The sequence below is a fragment of the Streptomyces sp. NPDC054866 genome, assembly GCF_053610745.1.
On sequence record NZ_JBSGZA010000003.1, the window covers coordinates 241785 to 267116 of the forward strand.

Genomic DNA, 25332 nt, shown 5'->3' on the forward strand with positions numbered 1-25332 from the left:
CCGTGACGGTGTCAGACGGTGTCAGGTGTCAGGCGGCCGTCAGGGTCGGCTCGGGGTCGGGGACGATCCGCCACCGGCCGGTCTTGCTCGTCGGCTCCAGACGCCCCTCGATGGCGGCCTCCTTGAGCCGAGCGGAGACCCACGGGCGCGACAGGTGGTGAACGTCGCACCAGTCCATGAAGTCCTTCGGGCCTACGACCATGCGGCCCTGCGACTCGAACTGCGCGAGCGCCTGCGCGAACAGATGCCGGGCCTCCTCCGGGGTGGGCCGGTGCCCCTGCTCCTGCCCGAACAGCGGTTCCTCGTCGCCCGGCTGGCTGTCGGGGAGCTCTTGCTCGGGGTCGATGTGCTCGTCCTCGGGGTCCACGTCGGGCCCCTGCTCGTCGTCCACCTCGTCCTCCTCCACAGGGTCGTTGGTCGGGCTGTCGGGTCGGGTGCGGTCGGTGTAGGCCCGTCCGGCGACACCGGCCGCCGCGGATGCGGTGACCATGTCGATGTCCATGCGGTGGCCGGCGAACTCGCGGGCCACCCATTCCAACGTCACCGGGTCGTTGCGGAAGGTGCGGGCCGGGTTGGCGTACAGCTCCTCCTCGATGCCGGCGGCGACCAGGTAGCAGTAGCCGGGTCGGCGGTTCTTCCACGCGCCGGGGTTGGCGCCCGCATCGAGCACGTCTTCGGGGAGGGCGAAGCCGGCGTCCCGCTCGTCCACGCCAAAGCACAGCGAGGACGGCAGGGAGGCGCGGGTGTCGGTGCTGATCTGGTAGCCGCTGGCCCGCTGCATCGAGATGACAAGCGAGATCCCTGCGGAGCGGGCTTCTTGGGCGATCGTGGTGAACACGTCGTCGTCCAGCCGGGCCAGGGTGTTGGCGGCCTCCTCGAACCAGGACACCAGGTAGGGCATGCCCGCGCAGCCGCAGGCGGTGCCGTCCTTGCGGCAGGAGTGCGCCGGATCGCTCTGCCGCTGTGCGGCCTCCCGGGACCAGGAGCGGTAGCCGTGCGCGCCGAGCCAGGCGGTGCGGGCCGGGATGGCGGCCTTGACCGCCTCGATCATGATCTCGGTGTCTTCCGGGGTGGTGGCCACCCAGTCACAGGCGGGGAAGACCTCCCCCAGATCCTGCCCCTTCTTCACGTGGTCGGAGAGCCACACCGCCACGTCCGAGCGCGTCAGAACCTCCGCGAGGATGTCCAACGCGCCCTCGGTCTTACCCGCTCCGGTCACGCCCATGATGAGCAGGTGGATGGCCTGCGGCAGCGTGAGCAAGAGGAACGAGCCGTCGTCGTAGACGCCGATGACCAGCGGATCGGCGATCGACCCGCCCGGCTTGGACGGACCCGGATACCAGGTGACCTGCTTCAGCATGTCCTCCGGGACGATGACCAGTTCACCGCGGCGCGCGGAATCGGGATCGGGCCGATAGCGGACCGCGTTCGGCGGCACATCCAAAGCGCCGGCGAGCTTGGGCAGCACCTTGGCCACGTCCTCATTGGTGGCCTCACCTGCGGGCAGGGAGTACGGCGCGGTGACCCGGTTGGGCTCCACCTTCGCCGCCCCCAGCTTCGTGCGGGCCAAACCGACCTTCTCCAGCAGGCCCGCGTCCGAGCCGTCGCCGGAGCCGTCGGGATTGTGGCGCATCAGCATCCGGATGTTCCACGACAGCGCGGCGGCTGGTCCGCCCATCAGGTAGAGGTCATCGAGCGGTCCGGCGGTGGGTCCGGCCAGACAGGCGGCGGTCAGCCATGCGGAGGCGAGCCCGGTGGTGGCGGCCGAGTGCAGGCGGCGCTGTTTGCTGGTGGTCTTGCCGATCACGTAGGCGCCGCCGGACAGCGCCACCGAGGACAACGTCAGGCCGACACCGGCCGCGGTGCTGTCCGCCCACCGCAGGTGGCCGAGCACGCCCGCCAGACCGATACCGCCCACCCCGAGCCACGGCGGGATGTGCGGCTTGGCGCGGTGCAGCAGGTAGGCGCCCACGCCGCCGCTTTCGGGGTTGCCGCGCTGGGTCTCCATCAGTTGCAGGAGCTGGTGCTGCTCGTCATCGAGACGCTTCATCATGGCCCACGCTCCTTACTGGTCAGCCCAGTTCATGACCGGCGCCTGCGGGCGGCGAGCACGGTGGCGGACCCGGTTGATCTCCTCGTCGAACTCCTGCTGGAAAGCGGAGTAGGCGGCGGCAGCGTTCTTGGCGGCGCTCTTGAGGTTGTCGGCGGCCTTGTTGACCTTGCGGGCCACCTTCGCCGCACGGATACGCGAGCCGAACGCGCGGCCCTCCGGGTCGGGCACCTGCGCCAAGGTGGCCTTGAGGATCTCGGCGCCCATCGAAACCTCGATGGACATCGTCACGGCCGCCGCCCGCAGGGTGTTGCAGTAGTTGCGCACCATCGCAGGCGAACCGAAGTCCGGCGAGGGCAGCAGGGACCCATTGGAGCGGCTGCGGTTGCGGCTCACGTTCTTGGTGTTGTTCACGGTGACGTTGATCGGCGGGACGAAGCTGCCGCCCATCGCGCCCATGAAGCCGCCGGCCGCGGCGCCCGCGTTGGCGAACTTGTTGCCCTTGTCGCCCGCACTGCCGTTGGTGTTGGCGCGCGGCGGCCGGTAGGGCTGCTGGGCCTGCTGACGCTGGAAGTTGTGGGGCCGGCTGGTGCTCCTGTTGCCTGCCATCAGGCGATCTCCTCAGGTTAGTGCGAGCGGCGGACGATGAACCAGGTGGTCTGCGCGGCAATCAGAGTGAGCAGCCAGATCAGATCCAGCGGGCCCGCCAGTGGCCCGAACGCCGCGGCGAGCGCCACCCACGCAGTGGCCGCGGTAGCCAGCAGCACCAGGCCGATACGCCAACCCAGCACGCTGCGATCGGCGGCCGGGCGGCGGCGCTGGGTGAGCGCGAGCCAGACCAGCGGACCGGCGCCCAGCGGGGCGAGCAGCAGGCCGGACCACCAGGCCAGCACATGCAGAACAGCCGTGACGGGCAGTGCCAGGACGGCCAGGGCGAGCGGGGCGAGCGCGCGGCGGTGCTGCCACAGCAGCCGCCCCAGGAAGTCGGCGGCCTCGCGAGACAAGGACGGGCGGTCGGGCACGACCACGATGAACGGCTGAGCCGAGCGCCGGCCGCGCTGACGCGGGATACGGACGGTGGTCGCCCCGGCGGGCACCTTCGCGGTGCGGCGGGTACGGGTACGACTGGACACAGCGAAACTCCTCGAATGAGGGAAAAGGGGTTGGGGTGCTGTGCAGGTCAGGCGGTGGCACGCTGCGCGTCAGCGCACAGCACGCACATACCGAGCGACGTCGGCAGGCAGTAGCTGTAGACCACGCCGCAGACCGGGCAGGTACGCCGGGCGAGCATCGCCAGCGCGAGCGCACCACACCGGCGCGACGTCATCGGCCGAACCGGCTTCGCGAGGTCGATGCGGTAGAGGTAGGCCACCTTTGCGCCGCTCTTACGGCCGCGGTGGAGCAGCATGGCTTGGGCGACGATCGGCTGACCGCCCGGCCGCAGCCCCTTCGCACGCAACTGCCGGCGGGTCGCCAGACCGTCCGGGGCGTAGCGCCACGGGTAGGTCGGAATCCCGTAGCGGGCGCCGGCGGGGTCGTAGCACTTGCTGTAGGCCGTCGACATCAGACCAGCGGCCCGTCAGTCTCGAAGGCCGGGTGGCCTGCGTCGCGCAGTTGCTGGTAGCGGGTGGCGACCCAGCCCACCGACCAGCCGCACAGCTCCGCGGCCGAGCGCACCGGTAGCCCTGCCTCGAAGGCGGCCTGCACCGTGGCGCGGGCCCGCTCCTCGGAAACCTTCTCCATGGCGGGGCCTGCGGCCAGCAGCGCGGCGCGTTCACGCTCGGCCCGCGCGGTGCGCTCGGCCTGTTCACGGCGTTCACGCTCCAACCGCTCGGCCCGCTCACGCGCCGCCCGCTCGGCCTCCTCGCGCTCACTGCGTTCACGCTCGTGCTGGAGGCGTTCACGCTCGCGCTCAACGCGTTCACGCTCGGCCCGTTCGGCCATCTCGCGGGCATCGGCCCGTTCGCGTTCCTCGCGGCGGGTCCGCTCTTCGCGCTCGGCCTGTTCGCGGACCAACTGGGCTTCGTGTTCGCGCTGTTCTCGCGCCAGCAGTGCGGCGTGCTCGCGCTCCTCACGGGCCATCCGCGCGGCCATCTCGCGGCGCTCGACAGCCGCCTGCTCCCGTGCTGCACGCTCTGCCTGCTGGCGCTCCTCCAGCGCGGCCACCGCAGCGGTGATAGCGCGCCGGTAGGCGAGGCCGGATTCCGCGGTGACGATCAACAGCAGCGGTGCGACCGCATGTACGGCCACGCCCACCAGGTCGTTTTGCAGGGCGGAGTCCGCGACGTTCAGGGCCAACGTCATGCAGCCGGTCATCCAGCGCAGGGTGATGGGCCACCGGCCGCCGTGTCCTCCGAGCCGGGCGAGCACCGCATCGAGCCGGACCACGATGACCACCGCCGCGTCGACCACGAGCGGCAGGATGGGCGCCGTCCAGTCCCACTCATTCGGTGTGTGCTCGGCCGCGAGGGGAGTGACGGTGAGGATCGAGTAGAGCATCGCGCCCGCGACGATCAGCCACGTGCCGATGGACAGCGCGCGCTCGGCTGAACGGATCTGAACGCTGTTCACGCGTCCACCCCCGCCCGTGAACGCACCCGAAGCGCCGCGATCAGGCAGACCGCAGAGGCAGGGTCGTCGTGAGTCTCGCTGTGCTCGGTCCACTCCCACTCAGCGCCCGCAACCGGCTTGAAGCCGAGCACACTGAGCGCCTCCGCACGTTCCGTGAACGTCGGCACCGGCGCGGGACGGTCGAAGCTGTACTCCGGCCATGCGTCGGTGGTGTTCAGCAGCACCACGTACAAGCGCCAGCGGCCAGCTTTCATCGACATCTGCGCGGTGAACTCCTGCGGCATCACGCCGCCACCGCCAAACCCTGCGCGCGGCACGCGGCCGGCCGACGGCCCTTGCGGGACCGGCGGGGCCGCGGCGCCCGCTTCGGGAGGTCGCTCACCTTCAGCAGCTCCCTGGCGTACGCGGCGGCGATCGGGTCCGCCTCCCGCAGCTCCGCGAGCACGTCGCGTGCCACGTCCAGTCGGGCCGCGCGGTCCGTCTCGGACTCCGTGGCCGTGCCGATGAACAGCTCCACATCGAACCCCGCCGAACGCTCGGTAAGGCCCAAGGCCAGCTCCGCGAACTCGGCCGCGGTAACAGCAATATGACCAGCAACGATGCACTTCATGGGTCGTGTCTCCCTAGCAGCAGGCAACGGCCCCAAACAGCGGCCCCGGTGTTCGAGCACCGGGGCCGCACGCCGTTGAAGTCGGTAGATCCGGCTCCCCTCGGCCCCGTCCGTACGAGATGGCCCCGAGGGGCGCCCGGACGGACGAAGGAGGCAACCGGCGCGGCGCTAGCCGCCGCGAGCGGTCGGTCGAGACCGGTTGGCCGCGGCGCTCGTTCGCGCTCACGGTCCGTTGGATGTAGCGGCGCCGCCGTGCCGGTCAAATCACGGCCGCGCCCATCGCTTTCGTCGAATCACTGCCACTCCTTCAGGTCGCTGAACAGGGGATACGCACTGCAAGGGGGACCAAGTCCCCACCCTCCGGCCGTTGCTCGCGGTCACCGGGCCACCTCGCCAGTCAGGCCGAAGCCCTGATTTCTGGCCTTAGCGGGATTGCAGCGTCCCCGCCCTTTGCTCTGCGCACCGTGAAGCGGAGGTGAATCCGCCATCTGGTGCGCACCAGTAGAGAACCATCTGGTGCGCACCAGAGTCAAGGGCTTGCGTTGGCTGGTGCCGCGCTCGGCCTCTCCGGTGCATCTCTAGAAGACCGTTTGAGGTGGGGAGTTCGGTAGCCAACAGGGCTTAACTTCCGTCCTGTTAACCCCTGTTGACCTGCGGCGATGTGAGGCATCCTGTGAAGGTCAGTGCATGGACCTATTGCCGGGCGGTGGCCTGTGAGCACAGGACTTCGGAGCGCGCGAACGGCGCGGGGCTGGTCTCAGGAACGGTTGGTTCGCGAGATCGAGCAGTACGCCCGGCAGCACGTCACCGACGTTGCGTCGACCGCGAGTTTGCGCGTGTACGTGTCCGAGTGGGAGAACGGGAAGCGCAGCATCTCGGACCGCTACGCGGTGATCCTCCGGCAACTTCTCGGCGTCACGGATGCGGAGTTGCGGGGCGCCCCACTGGCGGTAGTGCCACCCTCCGCCGACGGGTACGACGACCTGCTGAGCCGGATCGACTCGGCAGGCAGCGTCAGCGAATCCATGGTGAAGGCGTTCAATGACCAGACCGAGTTACTGCGGACCATGGACCGCCAGATGGGCGCGGCTGGTCTCGTAGACCAGATGGCGGGGCACCTCTCCGCCCTGGAAGACGCGTTGAACTTCACTGTGCTCCCCAGCGCGCGTCGTCCCGTGGCGCTCGCGCTCGCGGGGGCGTCAACGCTGGCGGCATGGCAAGCGATTGACTCCGGGGCAGTCGAACGCGCCTGGCGTCACTACGAGCTCGCGAAACGGGCTGCGCGCGACGCTGAGGCTCCGATGTACCTCGCTCACGCGATGGCGGAGCAGGCGTACGTACTGTGCGAGGCTGGCCGGCCGTCCCTCGGGGTGGAGTTGGTCCGCGATGCTCAACGCACGCTTGCCCGGGGCGGGTCCCCCCGTCTCAGGGCATGGCTGTACGCGGCTGAAGCCGAGATGTGCGCTCACGCCGGAATGCCTGATGACTGCCAGCGGGCGCTCGATGCGGCCGGGGCCAGCATTCCGTCCGGACCCGGGGACCGAGACCCGGACATGCTGAGCATCTTCCTGAACGGCGCACACCTCACTCGATGGCGAGGCAATGTTCTTGCCCTACTCGGAGACAGCGAGGCAGTGACCAGTCTGTACGGCGCCTTGGAAGGCGTGGACCCAACCTTTGTCCGGGCAAAAGGCGGGCTCCACACCGATCTCGCACAGGCTCACTTGGTGCGAGCGGAGTACGACGACGCCAACACTCACCTGAGGCAAGCGCGACTGCTGGCCAGCCGCACAGGCTCAGTGCGGCAGCGCCGCCGTGTCGACCTCCTCAGTGCGCGGCTGTAGCCCCCGGTCGACCGCGGTGCGACAGGATGTGGAGCAGGGCAACGAGGGTGCCGGACCCCATTAGTTCGCCACGGGCCATCAGGCCCGGAACGTCCGCGAGCGGCACCCACTCGATGTGGCCGGCCTCTTCCAGGTCCGTCGGGGAGCCGACCTGTTCTGGCTCGCGTCCTACGAAGATCTCGTGGGGCGAATCGACCATGCCCACCATGGGTTGATAGGTGACGACGTGCTCCACTGACTTCGGTCGCCAGCCGGTCTCTTCGACGACTTCCCGAAGTGCCGTGGCCTCAGGGTCCTCCCCGTCGTCCACGATGCCACCAGGCAGTTCCCAGCCCCACTGCTGCGGGACGAAGCGATACCGCCACATCATCAAGACGCGGTCCTGGTCGTCCAGAACCGCGGTGACGGCCACGTGATGCAGCTTCACCACGTGATGCTCGAAGCGCTTCAGGCCGGGCGGCTCCACGTCCCAGAGTTGGAGCTTGACCCACCGGTTGTCGTAGAGGTCCCGCTCACCGTGGATGCGCCATGGCTCCAAGCCCTCAGGCTTCTTGACGCTCACGCCCCCCGGCACCCGATACGAACTCCGGCCATAGACTTCCAAGGCGCCCTCGGACACGAGTCGGGCCAGCACTTGGCGAAGGGCGGTACGGCGGATGTCCAGCTCTTCGTCTTCTTCGAGCTTCCGTTCCGAGGGGATCTTCTCGCCGGCGGGATATTCGCCAGAGGCGATCCGAGCAAGGATCTTCTTGTAAGCCTTCGTCGACTTCGGTCCCATCCGTGGAGCACTCTCCGTTCTCAGGTGGTGCACACCAGCGTAATGGGAGGGGGACACGATGCCTCCAGTCGTAGACGGGATGGGACCCCGGAGAGTTCAAGATCAGGACGACATATGGACCGGAGTTGGCACCTCTCCGCCCGCGGTCGGCAAAGTACCTGGTCACGCCGGGCGCCGTCGGTCGATCTTGTGTGGACTGTCCGGTCCTCTTACCTTGCAGGTCAAGGGCATCGACGGCTTGTCACCGCGTGGCCTCGTCCACGGCGTCCAGCACCGCTTCCCACGGGAGCTCTCGCCCCGATGGCGCTTCTCGCGGCTCGTACAGCGGCCATACGGCAGGTCCGTAGACGAGCTGCACACCGGCTTCGCTCAAGGCTTCGATGTGGCGCCGCCACGCCGGGTGGCGGGCATGCGCCGCGTTCACGCGCGGGAAGACAACGACCGGTAGCCCGATGGTCCCGATGGCCTCGCCCACCTGCGTTAGGGCTTGATTGTCCATGAGGCCGCTCGCGAGCTTCGCGACCATGTTGGCTGACGCTGGAGCCACGACGTAGCAGTCAACGGCGGGGTGCGGTCGAGCCTCGCCAGGGAGACGTGGTTCGTCGCGGACAGGGAGACCGGTCAGCTTCTCCAGCCGCTCGGTCTCGCCATTCAGCCGTAGCCAGGTTCCCGCCGTGGGTGTCAGCGTCACAGCCGTCTGCCACCCACGGCCCATCGCGGGTTCGACAAGCCCCGTACGGATCGACTCCACTCCGCCTGCCGCCGAACCGACGACTCCAAGTACCCCGCGCTTGCTCGAACTCACCGCACCGCCCTGCACGGTTGGGCCATCACGAACACCTCGGACGAACGTGAGCCGCCGCTCACGGGAACCTGTTTGATCAGGTACCGAGCGTCTCGCTCAGGATGCGCGCCAGCTCCGCAGGCATGTCGATCCGTGGCGTAGCGGCTGCGCGTTGGCTGCTTCTGGTGCGCTTTCATAGCTCGAGGCCGAGTGCGGCTCTATGTTTCTAGAAGGCTCAGACTGGACGCGAGAATGTTTCGGATGTGCCTTTGGGCATCTGTGGTCTCGTGCGATCGAGCCGTCAGAGCTGCTGGGAGCCAAGCGGGTCCTTTCGACACTGGCACGTCGGAGAGACTTTCGAGTTCGCCCGCATGGACCGGCACAAAGCCAAATTTCGACGCCTCCTCAAGGAAATGAAGTGCTGCAGTTCGGGACTCTCCGGGGAATCCCTTAACCCCATATTTTTTCACTTCGCGCCAGACGCTATCGGTAAATAGTTCAGCCTCAACGAATTTTTTATGCTCGGAGGCGTACTTCTCACCCTCGTGCCCTTGTAGTGCGGACTGAATAGCAGTGAGCACTACGCCGACCGTGCGTGGCGATTTCGGTGTTGAGAAAGGCGCTCTCAACTTGCGGTCCAGCGCTTCAAAGTGTCCCCACGATCCGCCCAGAGTAGTAACCATTTTCTTCACCATGGCGGAGTCACTGAAAATGTCCATGTCCGGCGATACGACCACGGGAACGCTAAGTTCTCGAAGGGCCCTCGCCAATTTAGGCATCTCTCCCAATCCTCCGGACGGCACGAAGAGAACATCGTCGGCCGGATAAGGGAAGGCGTCTTCAGTTCCCTGGAGTAGGGACTCTAGGGCGGCGGCATAGAATCTGCAATCAGGGTCCGCCTCTGCGATAACTACGAGCTTATGGAATAGCCCGTCCAGCGCGTTGCTGTACTTCAGCGTCGGATTTTCCCAAAGCTCTCTTAGGGATTCATTCTTAAGCTGACTGGATCGAACTTTGCTTCCTCGTCGGTCAATCCGAACTACGGAGACCTCCGTACGCGAACCCAGTAGGCCTGCGAGAAGATTTTTGTCGTGTGTGGCTAGAACGATCTGCATGCCCTTGGCCTGGGCTAGCTCTCCGAGGATTTTTCCCAGGGCTACCGCCTGTGGCGGATGAAGAAATGCCTCTGGCTCATCCACCAAGACGATGGGGAATGGGGTCGTGACCAGCGGAATCAGAAGGCCAAGAAGGCTCTTCATTCCGTCGCCCTGTTCGTGCAGTGACGGCAAGGTGGCTAGCTCGCGCCTGTATTCTTGGGTCACATTATCGACTGGTGGAGCTGGCATTTCTGTTCGGCCGACGCGAAAGTGGCTGCTGGCGCTAAGGTAGTCCACTGTCAGAGGTTCGCCAAAAACACGCTGACTATACGAGTCGATCTCTTCTCTTAGGTGATCGTAGTCTTGAAAGTAGTGCATTGGCGTCTGAGGTGGGTCAGTGAAATTAGTTCGAATATTTGCACCTCCCACCTGCCCTGCCCGGTCGAACGGAGTGGAGTGATGAACCAAATATTGAGAAAGCTCCCACAGTCTCTCTTTGCCGATGGTGCCGGTTCTCCAGAAGTTCATTGTTGTTTCTACGTTGAAGGCGTTTTGCCGAACCCCTCTTACGAACCCGCGTTGATGGCCTTCGATTTTGTATGTAGCGTTGGTAAGGAACCATGCCATCAAATCTTTGACTGAGGATTGCTCACCCAAGTCAATGGATTTGATAATCTTATAACTGTTAGGGTCCTCGCCCGGCGGCGCCGCCAGGTGGTTGACCAACTCCCTGATTAGAGTGGTCTTTCCTGCGTTGTTTGACCCTACGATTACAGTCACTCCTCGCTCGGAGAAGTCGATAGTTGGCCCGCTAATGAGCTCAGCGGATTTGATGGCTAGGTGAAAGTTCTCCACGTTGCCACCGAGGTGTTCGCTCGGCAGGAACTGATCGGCCGGTACGAGTTGACCGCCGAAATGCATCATGTCTTCCATGGCACGATGATCCTGCATCCGGGGTGCTGTGTCTTCTCTTCGCCAAGATCGTTGTATGCGCATCAAGATGGGTAGAGAGCGCCGAGTCCCCGTATGGGCTCCCCACGCGGTCCGTTGAGGCGACTGCTCCCGCCATGGCCGGTGACTTGATTCTGCGTCGGATTGTCGTACCAGGCGCCTAGATTCAGGACCATGACCAACGCGAAGGACACTGGCACTCGCGGTCAAGGCTCTGGCGGTGGCGGGGCAGCCCCTCTGCCGACAAGGCTCACCGTGGATCTCCTGGACTCCTGTCTGCAGAAGGCAGGTCAGTCGTTCGAACCAGGGGAGTTGGCATATTTGGCCCTGACCTCGCAGGTGGAGAACCCGGTCCGCGACCGGGTGGCATTCCAGATGCATCGGCGCTTCGAGGGGACGAGGCTGGACGTTGGCCGCGAGTGGACGGGGATGTTCGCCGAAGGTAGAGGAGGCCAGCGTGTCCTGCGGAAGGTGGATCTTGCACTAGTAGAGCGCCCTAGGCGTCGACCGAGGTATGTGCAGCCCCCCAAGGCTGTAGTCGAGTTCAAGGCTGTGCACTCCTACGCTGCCTACACCAAGGGACATCTGAACCGTATAGAGCGTTTGGTGAGAGCCGATGTGCTCAAATCGGTGTCGTGGGAGGGGTGCATATTGGGTGATGTGTACGCGGTGCTGCTGCTTCCACACGTGACCGTTTTGCACGAACGGAAACTTGCTGCGCACGTGATGAAGGGGCACGCCGAGATCGATTGGCGCTGCTGGCTGCAACAGGTGGACGGCTTGCGCTACCCAGCAATCGACGGCATCACAGCGCGTCTTGCGCCACTCGGACCGGTCCGCGAAGGATTGATCGACGGCGGGACGGAGTACGGCTGCCACGTCACGGTGCCCTACCTGATCCTTGGGCCGGTTGGCGTGGAGACGTTCGAGACGCTCGAATGGCCTCTATAGAGCGCGGCGTTGGTGCCGTACCCAGCAAGATCAGGACGAGATGTGGACGGCTCTCCTACCTTGTAAACCCTATCGCCATGCAGCCGCAGGTCAGATGCGGTTCGGCTGGGCTTCCGGTGGGGGACTGTAAATCTGCCGGCTCAGCCTTCCCAGGTTCGAATCCTGGCGCCGCCACACGAAGGAGACCCTCTCCGATCTTGCGGAAACGCAAGGCGGAGGGGGTCTTTTCGTACGCTGAGGCCATGCCGTTCACGCAGTCCATGCCGTCAGGGTCCTCGCGCCGCAGGAACTGCCCCGAGTGCCGCCGTGAAATCGCGGTCGTCGGGGGGCGGTTCGCACGTCACGATCCGCCGGGGCAGCGCGGCAGCGGCGATCTCGTCTCCTGTCCCGGCTCGCGCAGGCAGGCCATGCTGGGCGCCGCACAGCCCTCTCTGGACGGCTACACCGTCCCGGACTTCCCCGGCCAGCTCCCGCTCTTCTGAGGCGCTCTCACGGCCCTCCAGGGCGCCTGACGCGGCTGGCTGGCCTGGGGCGTGTGTCACCGCTCGTGCGTCACGGCTGCCTGACGTCCATCCGGCTCACCAGGCCGTCCTCCCGGAACGTGTAGACGTGCTCGACCGTCGTCGGCGCCCAGTGGTCGCCCGTCTCGTCCCGCAGCCCGGGCCGCACGGTCGCCACGACCCGCCGTCCGTCGTCGTCGAGCCGCAGCCGCTCCAGATGCACCAGGGGGTGCATCACCGCGAACTGCCGTGCCCAGTAGGCGCGGACCGCCGCGATGCCGCGGGCGCGGGTGTTGTCCAGGAGGTTCGGCCAGTCCACGTCGGGTGCCAGGGAGCGGGGGATGAACGCATCGCGCTCTTCGGTACTGAAGACGGCGTACATCTGCCGCAAGAGGGCCTCGTGCGCGGCAGGCACATCGGAAGCGGGCATGGCGGGCGTTCCTCACGTAGGCGGCAGCTCAAGACAAGCACCGCCCCGCGCGCGGGACATCCCTCAGGAGGCCGACTTCGCCGTACGGATGTCAGCCGCCGTAAAGGAGCGGACGTCAGTTGCCCGCAACGGACTTGACCGCCACGGACACCGGCGTGGTCCCGCTGATCAGCTCCAGCGTCAGGCCTGCCGTCGCCGCCGAGTCGACGAGCTCCGCGAGCACCGCGGCCACGTCGTCACGCGGGACCGGACCGCGTCCGGTCGACGCCTCCAGGCGTACGAGACCGGTGCCCGCGTCGTCCGTCAGCATGCCGGGGCGCAGGATCGTCCAGTCCAGTGCCTTGCGGCCGCGTACGGACGCGTCGGCCTCGCCCTTGGCCCGCAGGTAGGCGTCGAAGATCTCGTCGCCCTCGTGCGCGGGGTCCGCGCCCATCGACGACACGACGACATAGCGCCGCACGCCCGCGCGCTCCGCCGCGTCCGCGAAGAGCACGGCCGCGTCGCGGTCCACGGTGATCTTGCGGTCGGCGCCGCTCCCCGGGCCCGCACCCGCCGCGAAGACAGTCGCGTCGGCGCCTTCCAGAAGCCCGGCAACCTCGTCGACGGAAGCCGACTCCAAGTCGCACAGTGCCGCCTCGGCGCCCGCTTCCCGCAGATCGGCTTCCTGTCCGGCTCTGCGGACGAGCCCGACGACCTCGTCACCCCGCGCGGCGAGCAACCGCTCGAGCCGCAGCGCGATCTGACCATGACCTCCAGCGATGACAATGCGCATGTCTCCGACCGTACGGCAGCCCCCGCAAGATCGCCCCGCGCACGCGGGAGCACGTCAGGAAGTGCCGCCCGCCCTCGGGCCTGCCCCTACGCCCGCCCTCACGACGGTTCCGCGCCCTTCGCCCGCCCCGGACCGTTCCCCTTCGAGCGGCCCTGCCGCGGCAGGTCGAGCGCCACGGCGGCCGCCGAATCGCAGTACTCCCGCACCGCGCTCGTCCGTGCCACCACGCGCCCCCGGTGCACCACGACGCGGCTGTACGCGAGCGAGAGCGCCCCCGCGAGATGGTCGCCGCGCACCGCGAGCAACTCGGCGGGGAAGCCCGCCTCCACCCGGACCTGGGGGAGCCCCATCGCGGCCCGTGCCGCCGAGCTGACCGTGCCGTACGCCTCCTCGGGGCGCAGACCGCACCGCGAGGCCAGCAGATAGGCGGCCTCCAGCGGATCCCCGCGCCCCACGGGGTTCGACACGTCCCGCATGGCCCCGCTGCCCGCGGCCACCCGCACCCCGGCCGCCCGCAGCAGCCGCACCGGCGCCACCGCGCCCCGCCGGTCCACGCTTCCGCACCCGCCCTGCGGCAGGCACACCACCGTCACGCCGGCCGCCGCCAGCTGTTCCGCCGTCCGCGCGGCCACGTCCGACGGCAGCCGCCCCAGCCCGCCGCACGGCCCGATCGTCACCCCGGGCCGCAGCCCGCCCGCCATCGCCGCGAGCCGCCCGAGCCGCGCCGGATCGCTGCCGTCCGTATGCAGGTCGACGGGGCAGCCGTGCTCGGCGGCGACCTCGAGCACCGCCTCCACGTACCCGGTGGGATCGGGATCCAGGTCGGGGCAGCCGCCCACCACGGAGGCGCCCATCTTCACCGCGTCCCGCAGCATCGCGAGCCCGTCGGCACCGGCCACCCCGGTCAGCAGGCGCGGCACGGCCACGGCCGCCAGGTCGACGAGGCCGCGCAGCGAACGCCGTGCCTGTAGCACCGCCTCCATCGACGTGAGCCCCGGGACGTCGCCGATCCGCACGTGTGAGCGCAGCGCCGTCGCGCCGTGCCCGAGCTGCAGCAGGGCGGCCTCGGTGGCCCGGCGCTGGACGTCGGCGAGTTCGTACGAGACCGGGCCCTCCGCGTCCGCGGACAGGGCCGTGTCGCTGTGCGCGTGCGGTTCGGCGGCGGCCGGCAGCAGGAGGTAGCCGCCGAGGTCCACGCGCGCGGTGTGCGCGGCCAGGCTGCCCGCCGTGCCGACCGCTTCGATGCGCCCGGAGCCGAGCCGCACGTCCACGGTCCGGCCGTCGGTCAGCCGGGCGCCGCACAGGAGCAGCGCGGAGGCGTCGTCGTCACCTGAGGAGCCGGAAGACCCGGAAGAGCCGGAGGAGCCTGAGGGCCCGGAGGAGTGGGGCTGCGGCTGGCTGTCGGGCATCGCGCTCCTGAGGTTCGGGGGCGGCTGCGGGGCATGGCGTCGTCCGGGGCGGAGGCGTCCGGGACCAAGACGTCCAAGATCACGCAGAGTGGGTCGAGCCTAGGGCGGCGACCGGCCCTCTTCGAGGAGGAGCGGAATAGTCGTACCGGCGTGGTGTGGGGCTCCCGACAGGCGCGATGTCGGGCGCGGAGCAAGCCGCCGAACCGGCACGCCACGAGCCACCGGACAGCCGCTCCGCGACCCACCGAACCGGTGTGGCGCGAGGCACTGAAGTGACGTGGTGAGACGGCCGGGACGCCGTCCGAGATGCCCCCGGACAGCCCCGGCGAAACGGATTTGGGCGATCGGCGACCGACCGTGTAATGTCTTCATCGCTCGCCCCAATAGCTCAGTCGGTAGAGCGTCTCCATGGTAAGGAGAAGGTCTGCGGTTCGATTCCGCATTGGGGCTCTGATGTCGCGTGATCCTCGCCCTCGGGCGGGGGGATCCGGCATCTGCAGCGGTGTAGCTCAGTCGGTAGAGCAAGCGGCTCATAATCGCTGTGTCACCGGTTCAAGTCCGGTCACCGCTACTCAATTGGTAGCCGATTGTGGGGTCGGACCTTCGATCGGCTACTCTTTTTTTGCGTTCATCCGTCCATCCGTCCGTCAAGGAGCACTCACGTGGCTGCCACAGACGTCCGCCCGAAGATCACGCTGGCCTGCGTGGAGTGCAAGGAGCGGAACTACATCACCAAGAAGAACCGGCGTAACGACCCGGACCGTCTTGAGATGAAGAAGCACTGCCCGCGCTGCAACGCGCACACTGCGCACCGCGAAACGCGCTAGATACAGGCTCGTACACGAGGCCGTCCCCGATTTCTGGGGGCGGCCTCGCGTCGTTCACCCACACCTGCAGGAGGTACCGAGTCCATGGCGCTCGACCAGTCCTTCGTAGGGCGGTCCTACCCGCCCACCGACCCCTATGAGGTCGGCCGGGAGAAGATCCGTGAGTTCGCCGAGGCGGTGGGCGACACCAACCCCGCGTACGTCGACGCGGAGGCCGCCAAGGCGTTCGGGCACTCTGATGTGATCGCCCCGCCGACCTTTGTGTTCGCCCTCTCCTTCAAGGCCGCGGGCCAGGTCGTCGAGGACCCGCAGCTGGGGCTCGACTACAGCCGTGTCGTGCACGGGGACCAGAAGTTCGCGTACACCCGCCCGGTGCGTGCGGGGGACCGGCTCACGGTGACCTCGACCATCGAGGCCATCAAGTCGATGGCGGGCAACGACATCCTGGACATCCGCGGCGAGGTCCACGACGAGGCCGGCGAGCACGTCGTGACCGCCTGGACCAAGCTCGTCGCGCGTGCGGCGGAGCCCGCGGCAGAGGGAGCGTGACGCGATGACCGCCAAGATTTCGTACGACAGCGTCGAGGTCGGCACCGAGCTGACGGCCCAGAGCTTCCCTGTGACGCGTGCCACGCTCGTGCGGTACGCGGGCGCTTCCGGTGACTTCAACCCGATCCACTGGAACGAGAAGTTCGCGGTCGAGGTCGGCCTTCCCGACGTCATCGCGCACGGCATGTTCACCATGGCCGAGGCGATCCGTGTGGTGACCGACTGGGTGGGTGACCCGGCCGCCGTCGTCGAGTACGGCGTGCGCTTCACCAAGCCCGTCGTGGTCCCGAACGACGACAAGGGCGCGCTGATCGAGGTCAGCGCCAAGGTCGCCCAGAAGCTGGACGACAACCGGGTCCGCGTGGACCTGGTGGCGATGAGCGGGGGCCAGAAGGTCCTCGGCATGTCGCGCGCCGTGGTCCAGCTCGCCTGACGTTCGCGCAGCAGCAAGGGCGCAAGGGAGTAAGGGGCATCTGCCATGGGCGGGTGCCCCTTACCTGTTGGTCTGCCCGCCCTCTCTGAGTGCCGCCCCCTCTGCGGTTGACGTAGGTAGTGATTGGCCACTAACTTAATCGCATGGTCAGGATGAGCGCAGAGGAGCGACGCGAGAGCGTCATCCGCGCGGCGATGATCGAGTTCGCCCGCGGTGGCTACAACGGCACGTCCACCGAGGTGATCGCCAAGCGCGTAGGTGTCTCGCAGCCGTATCTCTTCCGCCTCTTCCCGACCAAGCAGGCGATCTTCCTCGCCGCGTCCGGGCGTTGCTGCCAGGAGATCACCGAGGTCTTCCGGAATGCGGCGGAGGGGTTCGAGGGGGAGGAGGCCCTGCACGCCATGGGCGAGGCCTATCAGGCGCTCATCGCCGACGACCCGGACAAGCTGCTCATGCAGATGCAGATGTACGTCGCCGTGGCCTCGGCGGAGGCGTCCGGTGACCGGGAGTTCGGCGAGGCGTTGCGGGCCGCCTGGATGGAGATGTACGACACGGTCCGCCTCGCGTTGGGAGCGGACGTCGGTGAGACGACGCAGTTCCTGGCGTACGGGATGCTGATCAACGTCCTGGTGTCGATGGGATACCGGCCCGATCACCGGGTGTGGGCCGGCTTCTACGAGTCGGCGCAGTCCGAGAAGTGAGTCGCGCGCACATCCGGCGCGCCTCAGGGGGGTGCTCAATTTTGCGCCCACAAAAGTTAGTCATCAATAACTAACCAAAGAGGGAAGCAATGTCACAGGGGAAAGCAATGTCACAGCAGACACCACGGCGCGGGGAGGCGGCCTGGGCCCTTGCCATCACCAGCGTCGCCGGATTCATGGCGGCCCTCGACAACCTCGTCGTCACCACGGCCCTGCCCGCCATCCGCGAGGACTTCGGGGGAGCGCTGCACGACCTCGAATGGACGGTGAGCGCCTACACCCTCACCTTCGCCGTGCTGCTGATGTTCGGTGCGGCCCTGGGGGACCGCTTCGGGCGCCGCAGGCTCTTCATAGTCGGCCTCGCCGTCTTCACCGGGGCCTCCGGCGCCGCGGCCCTCGCGCCCGGCATCGAGGCACTGATCGCCGCCCGCGCGGTCCAGGGCGTCGGCGCCGCGATCATGATGCCGCTGACGCTGACCCTGCTGACGGCGGCCGTCCCGGTGGCCAAGCGCGGGATGGTGTACGGGATCTGGGGCGCCGTCAACGGCCTCGCGGTCGCCAGCGGACCACTCATCGGCGGCAGCCTCACCGAACACGCGTCCTGGCAGTGGATCTTCTGGCTGAACGTCCCGCTCGGCCTCGCGGTGCTGCCGCTCGCCAGGCTCCGGCTCTCCGAGTCGTACGGCACGGGAGCGCCGCTCGACATCACCGGCACACTCCTTGCCAGCGGCGGCCTCTTCGGCATCGTGTACGCGCTGATCCGCGGCAACCTCGACGGCTGGACCAGCGCGACCGTCCTCATCGGTCTGATCGGCGGCGGCGCGCTCCTGGCCCTCTTCGTGCGCCACGGAATCCGCAGCGAGAACCCGATGCTGCCGATGCGGCTCTTCCGTAGCCGTGCGTTCTCCGCGATCAACGCCGCGAGCCTGCTGATGTTCGTCGGGATGTTCGGTTCGATCTTCCTGCTCGCCCAGTTCCTGCAGAACGTCGTCGGTTACTCGCCCACCGAAGCGGGCCTGCGGATGCTCCCCTGGACCGGCATGCCGATGATCGTCTCTCCCGTCGCGGCCTATCTCGCGGACCGGTTCGGTGGCCGCCCCGTCGTGACCGCGGGCCTGGCGCTCCAGGCCATCGGCCTCGCCTGGTTCGCGGTCGTCGTGGAGCCTGACGTGTCGTACGCCGCCCAACTGCCCGCCCTGATCATCAGCGGGATCGGCATGGCGCTGTACTTCGCCCCCGCCGCGAACCTGGTGATGTCCAGCGTCCGCCCGTCCGAGCAGGGCATCGCGTCCGGCGCCAACAACGCCCTGCGGGAGGTCGGCGGCGCTCTCGGCATCGCGGTCCTCGCCTCGGTCTTCTCCGCCCAGGGCGGCTACGGGCCCGCCCAGCACTTCGTGGACGGCCTCGGCCCCGCGCTGTGGGCCGGCGCCGCGCTGGTCGGCGTGGGCGCGGTGGCGGCGGCGCTGCTCCCGGGGAAGGCCGCGGCCGAGAAGCGGACCGGCGCCGTTCCGGCAGTGGCCGAAGAGCACACTCCGGCCGGCGTCTGAAGCCGCACCGTCCGGTCCCACGCGTACGGTCCGTGGCCCCGCCCGAGCGGTGGGGCCACGGACCGTACCCTTGAGCACGTGCAGGAACTCCACGATGCCCCCCTCGCCCCGCTGACCACCTTCCGGCTCGGCGGTCCCGCGGCCCGTCTGATCACCGCGACGACCGACGCCGAGGTGATCGCCGCCGTCCGCGAAGCCGACGACTCCGGGACCCCGCTGCTGCTCATCGGCGGCGGCTCGAACCTGGTCATCGGAGACAAGGGCTTCGACGGCACCGCCCTGCGCATCGCCACGAAGGGCTTCGAACTCGACGGCACCGAGCTCGAATTGGCGGCCGGTGAGGTGTGGACCGACGCCGTGGCCCGCGTCGTGGATGCGGGCCTCGCGGGCATCGAGTGCCTCGCCGGGATCCCGGGCTCCGCGGGCGCGACGCCGATCCAGAACGTGGGGGCGTACGGCCAGGAGGTCTCGTCGACCATCACCGAAGTGATCGCGTACGACAGGAAGACGCACGAGACGGTCACCGTCGCGAACGCCGAGTGCGACTTCTCGTACCGGCACAGCCGCTTCAAGGCCGAACCCGACCGCTTCGTAGTGCTGCGCGTCCGTTTCGCGCTGGAGGACGCTCAGGGGATGAGCGCCCCCCTCAAGTACCCGGAGACGGCCCGCACGCTCGGCGTCGAGGCGGGCGACCGGGTTCCCGCGGCCGTCGCCCGTGAGACCGTCCTGAAGCTGCGCGCGGGCAAGGGCATGGTGCTGGACCCCGAGGACCACGACAGCTGGTCGGCCGGGTCCTTCTTCACCAACCCGATCCTCACGGAGGAGGAGTTCGCCGCCTTCCACGCGCGCGTGGTGGACCGTCTCGGCCCGGACGTGGCGCCCCCCGCCTTCCCGACGGAGGACGGCCGCGTGAAGACCTCCGCCGCCTGGCTCATCGACAAGGCGGGCTTCACCAAGGGCTACGGAGAGGGCCCGGCCCGCATCTCCACCAAGCACACGCTCGCCCTGACCAACCGCGGCGGCGCGACCACGGAGGACCTGCTGGCCCTGGCCCGTGAGGTCGTCGCCGGAGTACGGGACGCCTTCGGGGTCACGCTGGTCAACGAGCCGGTCACGGTGGGCGTCAGCCTCTGAGGCACGTACGACACGCACCGCTAGTAGGCGACGCCCACGCCCTGCCTCACCGTCGACAGGTCGTCGATCGCCGCCAGCATCGCGTGCGCCACATCCGCCCTCCCGATGAACCGCCCGCTGGCCGGCGTGCCCCCGACGACCTTGCGGTAGACGCCTGTGGTCGGCTTGTCCTGCAGCCTCGGCGGGCGCACGGACGTCCAGTCCGTCGCACTGCTCGCAAGCCCGGCCTCCATGGTCCGCAGGTCGTCGTACACAGGCTTCAGGATCTTGCTCACCAGGGCTCCCATGATCCGGTCGACCACCGGCTGACGCTCGGCCGGAGGGCCCACCGGCGCCGCGCTCACCACCACCAGCCTGCGCACCCCCTCGGCCTCCATCGCGCGCACCACCGACCGCGTGAGCCGGGCCGCGACCCCCGCGTCCGCCTTCTTGCGGGCCCCGAGACCCGAGAGCACCGCGTCCCGCCCTGCCACCGCCGCCCGCAGGCCCTCCGGGTCGGTCAGGTCGGCCCGGAACACCTCAAGGCCCTCGCCCGTCGCACTCATCCGTGCGGGGTCACGCACGACGGCCGTGACCTCGTGGCCCGCCGCGAGCGCCTGCCGGACGATCTCCCCGCCGACACCCCCGGTCGCACCGAACACCGTGAGCTTCATCGCGCACCCTCCCCACGTGGGTAAGTATTCACTCACCCCTAGGGTGAGTATCCACTCACCTCTTCGTCAAGGTTGGTTGGACGGCACATGCAGCAGAAGCCCACCCGGGCCCGCATCCTCGACGCGGCGCACGACCTCATGCTCACCATCGGCCTCGCCCGTGCCACCACCAAGGAGATCGCCAAGGCGGCAGGCTGCTCCGAAGCGGCTCTCTACAAGCACTTCGCGAGCAAGGAGGAGCTGTTCGTGGCCGTCCTCCAGGAGCGGCTGCCCCGGCTCGGCCCGCTCCTGCGCCGCCTCGCCGAGGACCCGGGAGAGCGCTCCGTGGAGGAGAACCTCGCCGAGATCGCCCGTCTGGCCAGCCACTTCTACGCCCAGAGCTTCCCGATCGCCGCGTCCCTCTACGCCGAGACCAAGCTCAAGCGCCGCCACGAGGACTCCATGCGGGAGATGGGTACGGGCCCGCACATGCCCATCGAGGCCCTCGACGCCTATCTGCGCACCGAACGCGACGCCGGCCGGATCGCCCCCGGAGCCGACACCTTCGCGGCCGCCTCGCTCCTCCTGGGCGCCTGCGCCCAGCGCGCCTTCGCCTACGACTCCACGGTCGGCAAGCAACCCCCGCAGCCCGTCGAGGAGTTCGCCGCCGCCCTCGCCCGCACCCTCCTCGCGGGCATCAGCCGCTGAGCCACTCCTCGATCCCCGACAGGAGCTTCTCCCGTACGTCGACGGGGGCGGCCGAGCCGCGCACCGACTGCCGCGCGAGCTCGGCCAGGTCGCTGTCGTCGAAGGCGTGGTGCTTGCGCACGATCTCGTACTGCGCGGCCAGCCGTGACCCGAAGAGCAGCGGATCGTCGGCCCCCAGAGCCATCGGCACCCCGGCGTCGTACAAGGTGCGCAGCGGTACGTCCTCGGGCTTCTCGTAGACGCCGAGGGCTACGTTCGACGCCGGACACACCTCGCAGGTCACGCCCCGGTCGGCGAGACGCTTCAGGAGCCGCGGATCCTCGGCCGCCCGCACCCCGTGCCCGATCCGCCCCGCGTGCAGGTCGTCGAGGCAGTCCCGCACCGAGGCGGGCCCGCTGAGCTCACCGCCGTGCGGCGCCGCGAGCAGGCCGCCGTCCCGCGCGATCGCGAAGGCCCGGTCGAAGTCCCGTGCGAAGCCCCGGCGCTCGTCGTTGGAGAGCCCGAAGCCGACGACGCCGCGATCGGCGTACCGCACCGCGAGCCGGGCCAGCGTGCGGGCGTCCAGAGGGTGCTTCATGCGGTTCGCGGCGACGAGCACGCGCATTCCGAGGCCGGTGTCCCGCGAGGCGCTCTCGACGGCGTCCAGGATGATTTCCAGGGCCGGAATGAGCCCGCCGAGCCGCGGCGCGTACGACGTCGGGTCGACCTGGATCTCCAGCCACCCCGACCCGTCCCGCAGATCCTCCTCCGCGGCCTCCCGGACCAGGCGCTGGATGTCCTCGGGCTCCCGCAGGCAGGACCGCGCCATGTCGTAGAGCCGCTGGAAGCGGAACCACCCGCGCTCATCGGTCGCCCGCAGCTGCGGAGGCTCACCGCCGGTCAGCGCCGGGGGCAGCCGCACCCCGTACTTGTCGGCGAGTTCCAGCAGGGTCGTGGGCCGCATCGACCCGGTGAAGTGCAGATGCAGATGGGCCTTGGGCAGCTCTCTTACGTCACGTACACGCTCCATTCGAGGATCTTGCCGTACGCACGTGTCGTGCCGATAGCCACTTTCCCCCTTCGTGGCCTACCCCGAACGAAGAAACGGGCCGCCTCCCGGAGGGGGAGACGGCCCGCACATACCCACAGGGGGGAGGCGCTCAGTCGCGCGCCTCGGCCAGCAGCTTCTGGATCCGCGAGACGCCCTCGACGAGGTCCTCGTCACCCAGGGCGTACGAAAGACGCAGGTAACCCGGCGTCCCGAAGGCCTCGCCCGGAACGACCGCGACCTCGGCCTCCTCCAGGATCAGCGCCGCGAGCTCCACGGAGTCCTGCGGGCGCTTGCCGCGGATCTCCTTGCCGATGAGGCCCTTCACCGAGGGGTAGGCGTAGAAGGCGCCCTCCGGCTCGGGGCAGAGCACGCCGTCGATGTCGTTCAGCATCCGCACGATGGTCTTGCGGCGCCGGTCGAAGGCCTCGCGCATCTTCTCGACGGCGGCCAGATCGCCGGAGACGGCCGCGATGGCCGCCACCTGCGCGACGTTGGAGACGTTCGACGTGGCGTGCGACTGGAGGTTCGTCGCGGCCTTCACGACGTCCTTCGGGCCGACGATCCAGCCCACGCGCCAGCCGGTCATCGCGTACGTCTTGGCCACGCCGTTGACCACGATGCACTTGTCGCGCAGCTCGGGCAGGATCGCCGGGAGCGAGGTGAACTTCGCGTCTCCGTAGACGAGGTGTTCGTAGATCTCGTCGGTCATGACCCACAGGCCGTGCTCGACGGCCCAGCGGCCGATCGCCTCGGCGTCGGCCTCGCTGTAGACGGCGCCCGTCGGGTTGGACGGCGACACGAAGAGGACGACCTTCGTGCGCTCCGTGCGCGCGGCCTCCAGCTGCTCCACCGAGACGCGGTAGCCCGTGGTCTCGTCGGCGACGACCTCGACCGGCACACCGCCCGCGAGACGGATCGACTCCGGGTACGTCGTCCAGTAGGGAGCCGGGACGATGACCTCGTCGCCCGGGTCGAGGATCGCGGCGAACGCCTGATAGATCGCCTGCTTGCCGCCGTTGGTCACCAGGATCTGCGAGGCGTCGACCTCGTACCCGGAGTCGCGCAGCGTCTTCGCGGCGATCGCGGCCTTGAGCTCGGGGAGCCCGCCGGCCGGGGTGTAGCGGTGGTACTTCGGGTTCTTGCAGGCCTCGACGGCGGCTTCGACGATGTAGTCGGGCGTCGGGAAGTCGGGCTCACCCGCGCCGAAACCGATCACCGGCCGCCCGGCGGCCTTGAGGGCCTTCGCCTTGGCGTCGACAGCGAGGGTCGCGGACTCGGAGATCGCGCCGATGCGGGCGGAGACCCGGCGCTCGGTGGGAGAAGTGGAAGCGCTCATCGCCCCATCGTTCCAGACCTCGAAGGCCCCCGGCACGCGGCTTTCGGTGTTTGCCGGGGGCCGCCGGATCCGTTTCTGTTCGACGGGGCGCCGCAGAACACGTACACTCACTGCTCGTTGGCCCTCACCGGCCGCACCTTCTCCTCGCACTCTGTGCACCCGGGCGGATGCGGTAGGTTGGGGGAAATCAAAGGGTCGTAGCTCAATTGGTAGAGCACTGGTCTCCAAAACCAGCGGTTGGGGGTTCAAGTCCCTCCGGCCCTGCTACACACTCCTCTCGCCAGGACGTGTGCGCACATGTACGTACTGCATTGCACCGCCGTGCGGCTCATACCGGGCGCGGCACGGCCACGACCCGGAATCAGGTGAGGACGAGTGACGGACGCCGTGGGCTCCATCGACATGCCTGATGCCCAGGACGAGGCGCCGGATTCGAAGAAGAAGGCCCGCAAGGGCGGCAAGCGCGGCAAGAAGGGCCCCTTCGGGCGTCTCGCGCTCTTCTACCGCCAGATCGTCGCGGAACTCCGCAAGGTCGTGTGGCCGACTCGCAGTCAGCTCACGACGTACACCACCGTGGTGATTGTCTTCGTCGTCATCATGATCGGCCTTGTGACCGTGATTGACTATGGGTTCAACCAGGCCGTCAAGTACGTCTTCGGCTGAGCCGATGGCACAGCCGAGAGCGAAGGGCGCCGTACCCGGCGCCCGTTTCGCGCGTTCCACCCCTCTGTATCCAGGAAGAAGCAGCCACCGTGTCTGACCCGAACCTGAACGACGCCGTTGAGCCGCGCGTGGATTCCGAGGAGTCCGTGGAGGACCAGCTCGACATCGTCGAGGCGGCGGACGCCGAGGACCCGGACCAGGCCGAGGCTGCCGACGTCGCCGCTGGCACTCCCGCCGAGGAGTCGGCGCTGCACGTCGAGGACGAGACCGAGGCCGTCGACGACACTGAGGCGGGCGACGAAGCCGCCGCCGAGGCCGACGAGACCGAGGGCGAGACCGAAGAGGCCGCCGAGTCCGCTGAGTCCGCAGAGGACGAGGAGGAGGCCGAGCCGGTCGACCCGATCGTGGCCCTGCGCGACGAGCTCCGCACCCTGCCCGGCGAGTGGTACGTCATCCACACCTACGCGGGTTACGAGAACCGCGTGAAGACCAACCTCGAACAGCGTGCCGTCTCGCTGAACGTCGAGGACTTCATCTTCCAGGCCGAGGTGCCGCAGGAAGAGGTCGCGCAGATCAAGAACGGCGAGCGCAAGACGATCCGTCAGAACAAGCTCCCCGGGTACGTCCTGGTGCGCATGGACCTGACGAACGAGTCCTGGGGCGTCGTCCGCAACACCCCCGGCGTCACCGGCTTCGTGGGCAACGCCTACGACCCGTACCCGCTGACCCTGGACGAGATCGTCAAGATGCTCGCCCCCGAGGCCGAGGAGAAGGCAGCCCGCGAGGCCGCCGAGGCCGAGGGCAAGCCGGCTCCGTCCCGCAAGGTCGAGGTCCAGGTGCTCGACTTCGAGGTCGGGGACTCGGTCACCGTCACCGACGGCCCGTTCGCGACGCTGCAGGCGACGATCAACGAGATCAACGCCGACTCGAAGAAGGTCAAGGGTCTCGTCGAGATCTTCGGCCGTGAGACCCCGGTCGAGCTCAGCTTCGACCAGATCCAGAAGAACTAGCCCTCGCGGCTTCCT

General features: G+C 68.4%; 28 protein-coding genes and 3 tRNA genes. 15 read left to right on the top strand and 16 right to left on the bottom strand.

Annotated elements, in window-relative coordinates:
* Positions 1 to 28: 28 nt before the first annotated feature.
* From traB to ACWGI2_RS16500, 7 genes are read right to left on the bottom strand one after another with little or no spacing between them, the layout of a single operon-like run.
* Positions 29 to 2053 carry a plasmid transfer protein TraB gene (gene traB / locus ACWGI2_RS16470; RefSeq protein WP_453696004.1) on the bottom strand — a complete coding sequence of 675 codons (2025 nt, stop codon included), beginning with the start codon at positions 2051 to 2053 and terminating at the stop codon, positions 29 to 31.
* A 12-nt stretch (positions 2054 to 2065) separates the two neighbouring features.
* Complete coding sequence (gene traA / locus ACWGI2_RS16475; RefSeq protein ID WP_453696005.1) at positions 2066 to 2659, bottom strand: plasmid transfer protein TraA; 594 nt, start codon at positions 2657 to 2659, stop codon at positions 2066 to 2068.
* 17 nt (positions 2660 to 2676) lie between these two features.
* Positions 2677 to 3183: a hypothetical protein gene (locus tag ACWGI2_RS16480; RefSeq protein ID WP_453696007.1), complete on the bottom strand. Its 507-nt coding sequence runs from the start codon at positions 3181 to 3183 to the stop codon at positions 2677 to 2679.
* 47 nt (positions 3184 to 3230) lie between these two features.
* Positions 3231 to 3614, bottom strand: a complete 384-nt coding sequence (locus ACWGI2_RS16485; protein WP_453696008.1) for an RRQRL motif-containing zinc-binding protein — start codon at positions 3612 to 3614, stop codon at positions 3231 to 3233.
* Entirely contained in the window at positions 3614 to 4621 is a 1008-nt protein-coding gene (locus tag ACWGI2_RS16490; protein ID WP_453696010.1) for a DUF2637 domain-containing protein, read from the bottom strand. The genes ACWGI2_RS16485 and ACWGI2_RS16490 overlap by 1 nt, the downstream gene beginning before the upstream one ends.
* Complete coding sequence (locus ACWGI2_RS16495; RefSeq protein WP_453696011.1) at positions 4618 to 4905, bottom strand: DUF6303 family protein; 288 nt, start codon at positions 4903 to 4905, stop codon at positions 4618 to 4620. Before ACWGI2_RS16495 ends, ACWGI2_RS16490 begins: the two co-directional genes overlap by 4 nt.
* Positions 4905 to 5231, bottom strand: coding sequence for a hypothetical protein (locus tag ACWGI2_RS16500; protein WP_453696013.1), 327 nt, complete (start codon positions 5229 to 5231; stop codon positions 4905 to 4907). The genes ACWGI2_RS16495 and ACWGI2_RS16500 overlap by 1 nt, the downstream gene beginning before the upstream one ends.
* 836 nt (positions 5232 to 6067) lie before the next feature.
* On the opposite strand from ACWGI2_RS16500, the gene ACWGI2_RS16505 reads away from it, so the two are divergent.
* The gene (locus ACWGI2_RS16505; protein ID WP_453696745.1) at positions 6068 to 7075 is read left to right on the top strand and encodes an XRE family transcriptional regulator; all 1008 of its coding nucleotides are present in this window, start codon (positions 6068 to 6070) and stop codon (positions 7073 to 7075) included.
* On the opposite strand, the gene ACWGI2_RS16510 is transcribed toward ACWGI2_RS16505, so the two are convergent.
* From ACWGI2_RS16510 to ACWGI2_RS16520, 3 genes are all read right to left on the bottom strand, one after another.
* A complete protein-coding gene (locus ACWGI2_RS16510) occupies positions 7059 to 7853 on the bottom strand; it encodes an NUDIX domain-containing protein (RefSeq protein ID WP_453696015.1) in 795 nt (264 codons plus the stop codon). The two genes, ACWGI2_RS16505 and ACWGI2_RS16510, sit on opposite strands and share 17 nt — an antisense overlap.
* Before the next feature lie 241 nt (positions 7854 to 8094).
* The gene (locus ACWGI2_RS16515; RefSeq protein WP_453696016.1) at positions 8095 to 8673 is read right to left on the bottom strand and encodes a flavoprotein; all 579 of its coding nucleotides are present in this window, start codon (positions 8671 to 8673) and stop codon (positions 8095 to 8097) included.
* Positions 8674 to 8855: 182 nt separating this feature from the next.
* Complete coding sequence (locus ACWGI2_RS16520) at positions 8856 to 10667, bottom strand: ATP-dependent nuclease (RefSeq protein WP_453696017.1); 1812 nt, start codon at positions 10665 to 10667, stop codon at positions 8856 to 8858.
* A 192-nt stretch (positions 10668 to 10859) separates the two neighbouring features.
* Here ACWGI2_RS16520 and ACWGI2_RS16525 point away from each other — a divergent pair, with 192 nt between their 5' ends.
* Together ACWGI2_RS16525 and ACWGI2_RS16530 are read left to right on the top strand one after the other, a co-directional pair.
* A complete protein-coding gene (locus tag ACWGI2_RS16525; RefSeq protein WP_453696018.1) occupies positions 10860 to 11636 on the top strand; it encodes a hypothetical protein in 777 nt (258 codons plus the stop codon).
* A 260-nt stretch (positions 11637 to 11896) separates the two neighbouring features.
* Positions 11897 to 12118, top strand: a complete 222-nt coding sequence (locus tag ACWGI2_RS16530; RefSeq protein ID WP_160510451.1) for a hypothetical protein — start codon at positions 11897 to 11899, stop codon at positions 12116 to 12118.
* A 70-nt stretch (positions 12119 to 12188) separates the two neighbouring features.
* Here ACWGI2_RS16530 and ACWGI2_RS16535 read toward each other — a convergent pair whose 3' ends face one another.
* The 3 genes from ACWGI2_RS16535 to ACWGI2_RS16545 form a co-directional block, all read right to left on the bottom strand.
* On the bottom strand, positions 12189 to 12566 hold the full coding sequence (locus tag ACWGI2_RS16535) for a nuclear transport factor 2 family protein (RefSeq protein WP_453397461.1): 378 nt from the start codon (positions 12564 to 12566) through the stop codon (positions 12189 to 12191).
* 115 nt (positions 12567 to 12681) lie between these two features.
* On the bottom strand, positions 12682 to 13338 hold the full coding sequence (locus tag ACWGI2_RS16540; RefSeq protein ID WP_453696019.1) for an SDR family oxidoreductase: 657 nt from the start codon (positions 13336 to 13338) through the stop codon (positions 12682 to 12684).
* A gap of 98 nt (positions 13339 to 13436) precedes the next feature.
* The gene (locus ACWGI2_RS16545) at positions 13437 to 14747 is read right to left on the bottom strand and encodes an amidohydrolase family protein (RefSeq protein ID WP_453696021.1); all 1311 of its coding nucleotides are present in this window, start codon (positions 14745 to 14747) and stop codon (positions 13437 to 13439) included.
* 377 nt (positions 14748 to 15124) lie between these two features.
* Between ACWGI2_RS16545 and ACWGI2_RS16550 the strand changes: the two genes are divergently transcribed.
* The 8 genes from ACWGI2_RS16550 to ACWGI2_RS16585 all read left to right on the top strand — a co-directional run bounded on the left by ACWGI2_RS16550 (position 15125) and on the right by ACWGI2_RS16585 (position 19938).
* Positions 15125 to 15197: transfer RNA gene (locus ACWGI2_RS16550), tRNA-Thr, on the top strand.
* Positions 15198 to 15245: 48 nt separating this feature from the next.
* Positions 15246 to 15318, top strand: a tRNA-Met gene (locus ACWGI2_RS16555).
* A 91-nt stretch (positions 15319 to 15409) separates the two neighbouring features.
* The gene (gene rpmG, locus ACWGI2_RS16560) at positions 15410 to 15574 is read left to right on the top strand and encodes a 50S ribosomal protein L33 (protein ID WP_004571794.1); all 165 of its coding nucleotides are present in this window, start codon (positions 15410 to 15412) and stop codon (positions 15572 to 15574) included.
* Between the two features lie 84 nt (positions 15575 to 15658).
* Positions 15659 to 16123: an FAS1-like dehydratase domain-containing protein gene (locus ACWGI2_RS16565; protein ID WP_453397459.1), complete on the top strand. Its 465-nt coding sequence runs from the start codon at positions 15659 to 15661 to the stop codon at positions 16121 to 16123.
* A gap of 4 nt (positions 16124 to 16127) precedes the next feature.
* Positions 16128 to 16556: a MaoC family dehydratase gene (locus ACWGI2_RS16570; protein WP_453397458.1), complete on the top strand. Its 429-nt coding sequence runs from the start codon at positions 16128 to 16130 to the stop codon at positions 16554 to 16556.
* Between the two features lie 143 nt (positions 16557 to 16699).
* Positions 16700 to 17257: a TetR/AcrR family transcriptional regulator gene (locus ACWGI2_RS16575; RefSeq protein ID WP_453397457.1), complete on the top strand. Its 558-nt coding sequence runs from the start codon at positions 16700 to 16702 to the stop codon at positions 17255 to 17257.
* A gap of 107 nt (positions 17258 to 17364) precedes the next feature.
* A complete protein-coding gene (locus ACWGI2_RS16580; protein WP_453696022.1) occupies positions 17365 to 18804 on the top strand; it encodes a DHA2 family efflux MFS transporter permease subunit in 1440 nt (479 codons plus the stop codon).
* A 78-nt stretch (positions 18805 to 18882) separates the two neighbouring features.
* The gene (locus ACWGI2_RS16585) at positions 18883 to 19938 is read left to right on the top strand and encodes a UDP-N-acetylmuramate dehydrogenase (RefSeq protein WP_453696024.1); all 1056 of its coding nucleotides are present in this window, start codon (positions 18883 to 18885) and stop codon (positions 19936 to 19938) included.
* Positions 19939 to 19958: 20 nt separating this feature from the next.
* Here ACWGI2_RS16585 and ACWGI2_RS16590 read toward each other — a convergent pair whose 3' ends face one another.
* Positions 19959 to 20591 (bottom strand): NAD(P)-dependent oxidoreductase, encoded by a 633-nt coding sequence (locus ACWGI2_RS16590; RefSeq protein ID WP_453696025.1) that lies wholly within the window; start codon positions 20589 to 20591, stop codon positions 19959 to 19961.
* A gap of 87 nt (positions 20592 to 20678) precedes the next feature.
* Here ACWGI2_RS16590 and ACWGI2_RS16595 point away from each other — a divergent pair, with 87 nt between their 5' ends.
* The gene (locus ACWGI2_RS16595) at positions 20679 to 21278 is read left to right on the top strand and encodes a TetR/AcrR family transcriptional regulator (protein ID WP_453397454.1); all 600 of its coding nucleotides are present in this window, start codon (positions 20679 to 20681) and stop codon (positions 21276 to 21278) included.
* Here ACWGI2_RS16595 and ACWGI2_RS16600 read toward each other — a convergent pair.
* Together ACWGI2_RS16600 and ACWGI2_RS16605 are read right to left on the bottom strand one after the other, a co-directional pair.
* Positions 21268 to 22287, bottom strand: coding sequence for an adenosine deaminase (locus ACWGI2_RS16600; RefSeq protein ID WP_453397453.1), 1020 nt, complete (start codon positions 22285 to 22287; stop codon positions 21268 to 21270). The genes ACWGI2_RS16595 and ACWGI2_RS16600 overlap by 11 nt on opposite strands.
* A gap of 130 nt (positions 22288 to 22417) precedes the next feature.
* Positions 22418 to 23644 carry a pyridoxal phosphate-dependent aminotransferase gene (locus tag ACWGI2_RS16605; RefSeq protein ID WP_160506638.1) on the bottom strand — a complete coding sequence of 409 codons (1227 nt, stop codon included), beginning with the start codon at positions 23642 to 23644 and terminating at the stop codon, positions 22418 to 22420.
* A 191-nt stretch (positions 23645 to 23835) separates the two neighbouring features.
* Here ACWGI2_RS16605 and ACWGI2_RS16610 point away from each other — a divergent pair.
* The 3 genes from ACWGI2_RS16610 to nusG all read left to right on the top strand — a co-directional run bounded on the left by ACWGI2_RS16610 (position 23836) and on the right by nusG (position 25317).
* Positions 23836 to 23908, top strand: a tRNA-Trp gene (locus tag ACWGI2_RS16610).
* A 111-nt stretch (positions 23909 to 24019) separates the two neighbouring features.
* Positions 24020 to 24307, top strand: coding sequence for a preprotein translocase subunit SecE (secE, locus tag ACWGI2_RS16615; RefSeq protein ID WP_160506639.1), 288 nt, complete (start codon positions 24020 to 24022; stop codon positions 24305 to 24307).
* 89 nt (positions 24308 to 24396) lie between these two features.
* Positions 24397 to 25317 carry a transcription termination/antitermination protein NusG gene (nusG, locus tag ACWGI2_RS16620; protein WP_453696028.1) on the top strand — a complete coding sequence of 307 codons (921 nt, stop codon included), beginning with the start codon at positions 24397 to 24399 and terminating at the stop codon, positions 25315 to 25317.
* The last annotated feature ends 15 nt before the right edge of the window (positions 25318 to 25332 follow it).